Below are 5,220 nucleotides of genomic sequence, written 5' to 3' on the forward strand. Positions count from 1 at the left end.
CGGCGCTGCCTGCGATCCGAGACTGATTGCCAAGCCACGTGAGGCTACGACCAGTCCTGGTAGTTGTGCCACGCCCATTTCCGATAGATGTATCCCATCGTCAGATTCTTTCGCCGCTGAGGCTGGCCCCGAAGTTGGCGGCACGTGGCAGGGACAGCGCTTCATCGGTATGGCGGTGCCGAGTCACGTTGCCGCTAACTTCGCCGGCGGCGCGGGTGTGGCAGGGATAGCGTCGTTGCGCATTTCCGGCGCCGAGTCGCGCCCGCGCTGCTTACGGTGTGCGGGTTAGTCATAAAAGGCACGGGGTGCGCTCGCGATAGCTGACGAAAGGCTGACGGACTGTCCTGCTTCAATCACGACCGACAGGCTGACCGCGGACTCCAAGATTACTCTCCCATCGTGTCCCCGAGTGAGGTGCCCCAGCGCGGGCAGCATGCCGGGGCGAGACGTTGGGCTAGCCAGAAATCGAGCCACGACTCGATCATTATGACCGTGAAAATGTAGAGCAGCATCACGCACCGCTCAAAATCGCAGCGCGTTGCAAATCTGCCCAACACTCCGTGTAGCGGCGGTAGGATACTCGTTCGCGCTTTGAGGTGCAGTCCAAGCACACGCGAGAAAACGGCAGTTGCCAGTCGCGCATAAGAAAATCTCACGTCCTGAAAAACGACTAAGTTACTATCGCAACCAAGGGCTGTCCACCGGAAAGAAAGCAGCTTCGCTCTCCGTAATTGTCCGGTGGTTAGCTAAAGTGCGCGAGGTATATCGCTATGGTTGAGTGGGGCGGTGCTGCCGGTGTCGCTGCACAACGATCCTGTCATTTTGGACAGGTGCGTCCCGCTCTAATATGAGCGCATGATCGCCGCGGTGGAGGGCCTTCATATGCAGCGCTATTATTTTCCGATGATCCACAACGGTCGCCTTCAGCCGGACGGCGAGGGTGAGATGTTCGGCTCGGCAGATCTCGCGAGTCAGTATGGCGCCAGCGTTGCTCGGGATATCGGCGGCGATCCTGACTACGATCGCGTTAGCGAAACTGTCGTGCTGGTCTTTGATGGCGAAGGCGCGGAGATCGCGCGGCACGTGGTTCAGGGCGACTGACCTGGTGACGCGCAGCCTTACCTACAAATTCTTGTAGTTGACCAGTGCGTGTTCTCCGGGCTCGAATCGCTATCGAGCGGATCCCTCTGTCAGTTGCGAGCCCCAATCACGACTGCAAGAAAGGAGAGCAGGGCAATGTCTCCACTAAAAGCAATCACCAGTTGGTTGGAAACGCTAGACTTGGACATGCAGCTTGAGGTCGCTGGTTTCGCGGCATTTTTAATGTTTGAGCGGGACGATGTTCTCACGCTAGGTGGATCAGAGCAGCTCGAAGCTCTTCATCAGTGGTTGAACGAGCCGGGCTTACCATCATACGTCGCTGCAGACCGTGCCTTATCCTTTCGAATATGCTTCGGTTGCTTTGTCGATGATAGAATGACGGACGCCGGGTGCAAGCGAACTGAAGAGCTGGTTTGCAAAATTCTTAAAGAAGCGAAGCGCGGCGGGAAGTTCGCGGCTTCGCGCAAGGCGCAAAGGATGCTCGCGCTTCTCCCCGCTCGGAAAGAGAGTTGGGAACGTGTTGTAAGATCCTGGAACGAATTGACTGCGACTTGTCTAACAAACGAGGCTGTAAGAAGTTGGAGCGCCGCCAGCAAGCGCATTGGCTTGAAGGTTATTCCAAGTAGCGGCGTTCCGATTGTTCCGCTCAGGTCGCCTCATCGAGGCACCGGTTAGTTCTGCCTTAGATTGTGGCCGGATGGATGGGGTGCAGTAATGGAAAATGAACCGGATGATTTCATCGGACGGATTGCCGAGATCGAACTCGACGAGTCGGCTGCTATCATAATTGAGCAGGTGGACGACGAAATCACGCTCGCCATTGCGAGCATTGTCGGCGTTCATTTCCAAGTGACGGCGGATCAGGCTTGAGTTGTCTCGGGCCCTTGCTGTGGCTGCAGAGAATGCGGCGAACTTTCGCGCGGCGGCCGACACCTAGCCGTCTGCGCGAGCCGCACCCAATCGTGGGGAACAGCGGGCGAAACAAACGAGGCGCCTGAGTAATGGTCATGCGATGTAGGGATAGAAAAAAGATATCCCCCCGCGGAATCCTCAAGGCAGCGCGGGCGGCGAAACCGAAGGTTCCGAAGATGTTGGAATACGCTGGCGTAGCAATGGATTGTTTCGCCTCTCACGGATACGGGTGCCGTACCGTGACGTGAGGCACGAAGAAAGTCGAGTTGACGAGCGATGTTCTGGCTGCGAATGAGGCGAGCAGCATGAGCCGCACGCGCATAGTGCCACACCAGATGGGGGGCGGGACGAAAGCTGGCAGTTAATTCAGACAATCGCGCAACTTTGCTGTCGTCTCAGTCACAGTCAGCCGTTCACGCTCCTCCGGACAAGCTAATGCTGTAACGATTGGATTGCAGGTCGAGGATCGGCGCGTGGCGGCTGTCTGGCGATCATACAGCTCCGCTATCCAAGGCTGGGCGCGGTAGCTGTCGCGCTGGTCTCGATGAAGCGGAAGCTCATGTCCGGGTTCCGGAAAAGATCGCGATCGACTTCCTAAGAAACAGCCGGATCGGAGTCGCCTGGAACTGCCTGTAACTCGAAGCCGCGAGTTTTGGTTCGGCGCTGAAGGGTAGCGAGGACACGGCCGCGATGTTGCTGCTCATAGTGATCCGCACCAGGATCTCTGCAGGGCATGCCGTGCCGGAAGGTCTTAAACTGCGATCTTGCGGGCGGTCGCTCAACGCCTTTAACTTACCCATACGTGAGGACAGTCGGCGATAGAATGCACCGAGCGCCGTATCGCTCCGCCCGACGGTTGTTACTGCCAGCCGCAACAGTGCGACTGCCCGACTGGACGATCTCCGTGTGCGCCACGAGAACACCTTGCAGCTAGAGACTTGGTAGCCTGGTGCAGGCACAGCCAGGAGGCGAAGTGCTTGGGCCTCGGTCGAAGCGGACGCCAAATGCCCACGCTGCTTAGCTTTACATTTCTGCATCTGAAATGCGGGTCAGCATCCTCACGTGCGGTCCCGCCCGTTTGAAGATCGGCTCCCAAAAGGCATAGGCGTTCTCGACGAAACTCTCGGTTACGGTGAACTTCGTGAGCGCGCCCCGATATGCGGCCTGTCGCCGGCAGCCCTGCCCCTCGACAAGATGCCAGATGAATTGAGCGACCTGGCGTGCGTATGTGCTCGGACGACCTCGGTGGTTGGGTACAATCTCAAGCCGCATGGTCGCGGCGTCACGCGTCTCCGGTTCGGTGATATTAGCAAGCCAGATGAAAATTGATGGATCAATGCTCGCGGCATAGCCGTCCCGCTTGAGCTGCTGATTGATGATGGAGAACGCGCTGGCGGCTTCTCTGAAGCATTCGCTCAGGATGAAGTTCGCCTGATTCTCCAGCTTTCCGCAGCGAAGATCGTCCAGTAATCTGACCGCCTCGTCAGTGAGCCGCCGCATATATCGCGGTTGCGGCTGCTTTGCGCCGTCATTTGGTTCCTCCTGCACGAACAATTCGACCGCATCGGCGTGGAACTCTGTTGCGGCTTCTTTGAGAACGGGCAAAAACTTGCTTTCAAGGCAGGAACCGCCGACGTCTTTCGACGCCGCTTCATTCAGGCTGGCTTTGAGGTTTTCAGAAGCCCTGTCTTGAGAGTCCTCGACAACCTTTACCATCATCTCGGTGGTACTGTCGCAATCTATGAGTTCGTCCTTACGCGGCGCCGCCGCATTCCGAGATTCAAGCACCGCAACGTGAATCGGAGGGGTCGCTTGCCTTGCAAGGATTGTTTGATCAGACGTATTCGCGCCTATGTGCTCCGAGCGCGGATTGGAAGGAGCAATCTCGCCGGACAACACAAACAGGCCATCGTCAACGGCTCGGCTCGCCGCCGCGGTAAGATCCACCAGCGAGCGTCGCGCACGCATCTGCCTAGTACGCCGCTTTTTCGCTTGCGTGTGGCTCATGATCTGATGACCTCTCGACAAGCTTTTTCAAGACCCAGCGCCACAGCTCACGAACTTCCTCCGAGGCTCTTCCCTCTTGTGCAAACTCGGTCACGCCTAATCCTGCCCCAAGCGCGTCCTGGTGGTCATTGCGCTGTCCGACATAGGGAAGCGCAAGCACCCCGAGCGAATTGAGCGACGTTGCAGCTTCACTCAGGCGACAGCCCCGCGCTGGCGTCTGATTGAGGACGAAAGCAAATCGGCGGTTGAGCCTACGAATAGCAATCAGCGTCGGTATCGCAGCTTCGATGTCGGCCGGACTCGGACGCACCGGGATCAGGCAAAGATCGGCCCTCGCGATGGCGCGCATGGCCAGTGCATTGTTTGTGGCGGCGGTATCGATGACCGTAAGCGAGATCCCCTCAGCTTCAAGGCTGACGAGCGCCCCTTCTATTTCGGCGGGATCGGCGACCCGAACGACCCGCGGATGAGGATGGCCGCGCCGCTCTATCCATTTTGAAATCGTGCCTTGTAGATCCGCGTCGACAATTGCGACGCGCTCCCCGTTCCCCACCGCTGCGACTGCAATTCCGACCGCCAGCGTGCTCTTGCCGCTTCCGCCTTTTTGGGTGACCAGAGCAAGGACGTACATTGCCTACGCGTCCAGACAACAACGACATGAAACGCACGATTCGTCGAAAACAATTAGCTTACCAATCGGTAACCTACCATTTCCCATCGTGAATCGCATCAACAGCGGCGTGGAACTCACAGCCAAATCAAGCCCACCCACTAACGATATACCGCGTGATACCTCGCCCAAGGCCAGCCGGTCCATACAATGCACAAATCGCGGGCATCCCACCGCCAAGCCCGAGCGTTTGAAGATGGTGCAACGTCCGCTCGAAGTTTGCGGACCGCCGGATAGATACCGCAATAAAATCGATCGGCCTCCGACGCTGTCGAGATATCCTTGTCCTGCGACCAAGTTCGCCCACTTCACAGACCACCGTTTGTGACACAGAAAGAATAGTAATCGCGTCCAACAGCCGGAGTAAGCCTACAAGATCATGTAGTTGTAGTACTGCTGTTTAGTCGGTTGTGAAGAACACGCAAGCCGTTGAGAGAGAATCGATTTTTGGCGAACAGACATGGTTCTGTTCGCAGGATTTCGGCGGGTGAGCCCGCAGTTTCTTGCAAATTGCTCTTGGGCGATCGCTG

5 protein-coding genes and 1 pseudogene are annotated in these 5,220 nt (G+C 57.4%); 3 read left to right on the forward strand and 3 right to left on the reverse strand.

Annotated features, from left to right (window positions below; genetic code table 11):
- Window positions 1-882: 882 nt before the first annotated feature.
- From AC066S_RS38355 to AC066S_RS38365, 3 genes are all read left to right on the forward strand, one after another.
- Window positions 883-1,101, forward strand: coding sequence for a DUF6894 family protein (locus tag AC066S_RS38355; RefSeq protein WP_126262216.1), 219 nt, complete (start codon window positions 883-885; stop codon window positions 1,099-1,101).
- A gap of 135 nt (window positions 1,102-1,236) precedes the next feature.
- Window positions 1,237-1,776: a hypothetical protein gene (locus AC066S_RS38360; protein ID WP_126262217.1), complete on the forward strand. Its 540-nt coding sequence runs from the start codon at window positions 1,237-1,239 to the stop codon at window positions 1,774-1,776.
- Window positions 1,777-1,815: 39 nt separating this feature from the next.
- The gene (locus tag AC066S_RS38365) at window positions 1,816-1,971 is read left to right on the forward strand and encodes a hypothetical protein (RefSeq protein ID WP_235884969.1); all 156 of its coding nucleotides are present in this window, start codon (window positions 1,816-1,818) and stop codon (window positions 1,969-1,971) included.
- Between the two features lie 636 nt (window positions 1,972-2,607).
- Here AC066S_RS38365 and AC066S_RS38370 read toward each other — a convergent pair.
- The 3 genes and pseudogenes from AC066S_RS38370 to AC066S_RS38380 form a co-directional block, all read right to left on the reverse strand.
- Window positions 2,608-3,001 (reverse strand): annotated as a pseudogene (locus AC066S_RS38370) (IS110 family transposase); the annotation flags it as partial.
- Between the two features lie 35 nt (window positions 3,002-3,036).
- Window positions 3,037-4,020, reverse strand: a complete 984-nt coding sequence (locus AC066S_RS38375; RefSeq protein WP_126262218.1) for a hypothetical protein — start codon at window positions 4,018-4,020, stop codon at window positions 3,037-3,039.
- Window positions 3,986-4,651: a ParA family protein gene (locus AC066S_RS38380; protein ID WP_126262219.1), complete on the reverse strand. Its 666-nt coding sequence runs from the start codon at window positions 4,649-4,651 to the stop codon at window positions 3,986-3,988. Before AC066S_RS38380 ends, AC066S_RS38375 begins: the two co-directional genes overlap by 35 nt.
- Window positions 4,652-5,220 lie beyond the last annotated feature (569 nt).

It is taken from the genome of Bradyrhizobium sp. CFUWI (assembly GCF_056429085.1).

Coding starts and splice junctions, on each gene's coding strand:
- AC066S_RS38355 (WP_126262216.1), top strand. CDS start 883: ATGCAGCGCTATTATTTTCCGATGATCCACAACGGTCGCCTTCAGCCG.
- AC066S_RS38360 (WP_126262217.1), top strand. CDS start 1,237: ATGTCTCCACTAAAAGCAATCACCAGTTGGTTGGAAACGCTAGACTTG.
- AC066S_RS38365 (WP_235884969.1), top strand. CDS start 1,816: ATGGAAAATGAACCGGATGATTTCATCGGACGGATTGCCGAGATCGAA.
- AC066S_RS38375 (WP_126262218.1), bottom strand. CDS start 4,020: ATGAGCCACACGCAAGCGAAAAAGCGGCGTACTAGGCAGATGCGTGCG.
- AC066S_RS38380 (WP_126262219.1), bottom strand. CDS start 4,651: ATGTACGTCCTTGCTCTGGTCACCCAAAAAGGCGGAAGCGGCAAGAGC.